4 protein-coding genes are annotated in these 3,556 nt (G+C 72.9%); all 4 read left to right on the top strand.

Annotated features, from left to right (window positions below):
* Nucleotides 1-282, top strand: a 282-nt coding sequence (locus NQ160_RS20770) for a guanylate kinase (protein ID WP_374113691.1), incomplete at its 5' end; no start/stop codon positions are given.
* Nucleotides 283-519: 237 nt separating this feature from the next.
* On the top strand, nt 520-774 hold the full coding sequence (rpoZ, locus tag NQ160_RS20765; protein WP_257493587.1) for a DNA-directed RNA polymerase subunit omega: 255 nt from the start codon (nt 520-522) through the stop codon (nt 772-774).
* A 105-nt stretch (nt 775-879) separates the two neighbouring features.
* Nucleotides 880-2,073, top strand: coding sequence for a methionine adenosyltransferase (gene metK / locus NQ160_RS20760; RefSeq protein WP_257516983.1), 1,194 nt, complete (start codon nt 880-882; stop codon nt 2,071-2,073).
* A gap of 20 nt (nt 2,074-2,093) precedes the next feature.
* Nucleotides 2,094-3,556 (top strand): primosomal protein N' (locus tag NQ160_RS20755; protein ID WP_257516982.1); only part of this gene is annotated, 1,463 nt, incomplete at its 3' end.

Below are 3,556 nucleotides of genomic sequence, written 5' to 3'. Positions count from 1 at the left end.
GCGCTGGCCGACGGGCGCACCGTGCTGCTGGAGATCGACCTGCAGGGCGCCCGCCAGGTGCGTGCGGCCGAGCCGAGCGCGACGCTCGTCTTCCTGCTGCCGCCGAGCTGGGACGAGCTGGTGCAGCGCCTGGTCGGGCGGGGCACCGAGGGCGACGAGGAGCGCGCCCGGCGCCTGCGCACCGCCAAGGTGGAGCTCGCCGCGCAGGGCGAGTTCGACTACCGCGTGGTCAACGACGACGTGGCGCACGCCGCCGCGGAGGTCGCGAAGATCGCGCACTGACGGTGCAGGGGCGGGTGTCCCGCGGCGGCGCGCGGGCATCGTTCGGTCGTCGCATATGCGCCCTCTCGCCGCGCCCAGCGGGCCCTTTGCGACCACCGAAGCGCGCGCGCGGCGCGAGCCCGGGGGCGCGCCCAGAACGGCTCACCGCGCGACAAGGTAGACTGGGGGGATGCCTCGGCCCGCCGAGCGCCCAGACTTTTTCTCCCCGATCAAGATCACGACCTCAGGAGGTCCCGCATGGCCACTCGCGACCAGGGAATCATCGACCCGCCCATCGACGCACTGCTGGAGAAGGTCGACTCCAAGTACCAGCTCGTGATCTACGCATCCAAGCGCGCGCGCCAGATCAACGACTACTACTCCGACCTGCATGAGGGCAACCTCTTCGACAACGTCGGCCCGCTCGTGGACTCCACGGTCGAGGACAAGCCGCTGACCATCGCGCTGCACGAGATCCACGAGGACAAGCTGCGCCTCCGTCACGTCGACTGAGCCTCACACACACCCGATGACGCCGTGCGGCGGCCCGCTTTCGAGCGTGTCCGCCGCACGGCGCATACTTGTGTCCACCCCCGCCGCCCTCGACCTGGAGCATCGATGACCGACCTGCGCCTGTTCACCTCCGAGTCCGTCACCGAGGGTCACCCCGACAAGATCTGCGACCAGATCTCCGACAGCATCCTCGACGCGATCCTCACCGAGGACCCGAACGGCCGCGTGGCCGTCGAGACGCTGGTGACGACCGGTCTCGTGCACGTCGCCGGCGAGGTGTCCACGAGCGCATACGTCGAGATCCCCGCGATCGTCCGCGACGTGGTCAACCGCATCGGCTACACCTCCAGCGACGCCGGCTTCGACGGCAGCTCGTGCGGGGTCAGCGTGTCGATCGGCGCGCAGTCCTCCGACATCGCCGCGGGCGTCGACAAGGCGTTCGAGCGGCGCGAGGACGGCTCCGAGGACCCGCGCGACCTGCAGGGCGCGGGCGACCAGGGCATCATGTTCGGCTACGCCACCGACGAGACCCCGCAGCTCATGCCGATGGCCATCTGGACCGCCCACCGCATCGCCGAGCGGCTCGCCGCCGTCCGCCGCTCGGGCGAGCTGCCGTTCCTGCGCCCCGACGGCAAGACGCAGGTCACCCTCGGCTACGACGGACATACCCCGCGCACGGTCGAATCGGTCGTGCTGTCCACCCAGCACCAGGCCGACATCTCGCAGAAGGCCCTCCGCGCGGCGGTGCGGGCCGAGGTCATCGACCCCGTGCTCGAAGAGACCGGGCTCGAGCTTCCCGACGTCAAGTACTTCATCAACCCCGCCGGTCCCTTCGTCACCGGCGGCCCCAAGGGCGACGCCGGGCTCACCGGCCGCAAGATCATCATCGACACCTACGGCGGTGCCGCCCGGCACGGCGGCGGGGCGTTCAGCGGCAAGGACCCGTCGAAGGTCGACCGCTCTGCGGCCTACGCCATGCGCTGGGTGGCCAAGAACGCCGTCGCCGCGGGCCTCGCCGAGCGCGTCGAGGTGCAGGTTGCCTACGCCATCGGCAAGGCCAAGCCGGTCGGGCTCTACGTCGAGACCTTCGGCACCGGCCGCGTGTCGGACGAGACGATCCGCCGCGCGATCCGCGAGGTGTTCGACCTGCGTCCCAACGCGATCATCGAGCACCTCGATCTGCTGCGCCCCATCTACGCGCAGACCGCGGCGTACGGACACTTCGGCCGCGAACTGCCCGACTTCACGTGGGAGCGCACCGACCGCGTCGAGGAGCTCCGCACGGCCGCAGGCCTGTAGTGGACGCCGCAGGCGCCGGCGTGACGACCCGTCGCGTCGCACGCGTGCTGATCGATTCGCCGCTGCCGCAGCTGGACCGCCTGTTCGACTACGAGGTCCCCGACGAGCTCGCAGAGACGGTGACGCCCGGCATCCGCGTGCGCGTGCCTCTGCGCACCGCGGGCCGCGTCGTCGACGCCTACGTCGTCGAGACCGGCGAAGCGGATGCCGCCGGGCGCCCGCTTTCTCTCGTGGAATCGGTGATCTCGCCGGTCGCGGTGCTGCCGCCTGGTCTGTACGCGCTCGCGCGGCGGGCCGCCGACCGGGCCGCCGGCTCGGCATCCGACATCCTGCGGCTCGCGGTGCCCAAGCGCATGGTGCGGGCCGAGAAGGCGTGGTTCGCACGTGAGCCCGTGACGGCGCCCGAGGTCGCGCCGGCGGATGCCGCGTGGGCCGACGCCGTGCTCGCGGCGTTCCCCGGCCTCGCCGACGCGATCGCCGCGGGGGAGCGGCTCGCGGTGGACGCGCCGCCGCACCCGGCCCGCCTCGCTTCGGGCGACGACGTCGGGGCATGGGCCGAGCTCCTCGCGGCAGCGGCGGTGCAGACGCTCGCCTCCGGCCGCAGCGCCGTGCTGGTCGTCCCTGACCACCGCGATCAGGCGCAGCTGGAACTCGCCCTGGCGGGACGCGTGCCCGACGACGCCCTGGTGCGCGACGACGCCCGCCGATCGGGGCCCGAGCGCTACGCCTCGTACCTACGGGTGCTGGCCCCGCAGCCGTGCGTCGTCATCGGCAACCGCTCCACCGTGTACGCCCCGGCGCACGAACCCGGACTCGTCGCGATCTGGGACGACGGCGACCCGCTGCTGGCCGAGCCCCTGAGCCCCGGCGTGCACGCCCGTGACGCAGCCCTCGTGCGACAGGAGCTCGACGGCGCGGCACTGCTGTTCGCCGGTCACACCCGCACCACCGACGTCGAGCGCCTCGTCGCGATCGGCTGGGTGCGCGAGGTCCCCGCCCGCCGCCGCACCAGTCCACGTGTCGTCCTCTCGGCCACGCGCGAGGGCGAATCCCACGGCGCCCGGGTGCCCTCGTCGGCGTTCGCCGCCGCCCGCGAGGGCCTGGCATCGGGACCGGTGCTCGTGCAGGTCTCGCGCCCCGGATACGCCCCCGTGCTCGTCTGCGCCGACTGCCGCACGCCGGCGCGCTGCCCGCATTGTGCCGGACCCCTGCGCGCACGCCGGCCCGGCGCGACCCCCGAGTGCGCACTGTGCGGACGCAGCGCTCCGGCCTGGAAATGCGCCAACTGCGAGAGCACGCGGCTGCGCATGGCCTCGTCGGGCAGCGAACGCACCGCCGACGAACTCGGCCGCGCGTTCCCCGGTACGCGCGTCATCGTCGCCGACGGGGTGCATCAGGTGACACAGGTGGATGCCAAGCCGGCGCTCGTCATCGCCACCCGCGGCGCCGAGCCGATCGCCGCCGGCGGCTACCGCGCCGTCGT

It is taken from the genome of Microbacterium sp. zg.Y909, from assembly GCF_024626565.1.
The sequence above is the reverse complement of the archived record's forward strand: the minus strand, read 5'-3'. Positions and strand labels throughout refer to the sequence as shown.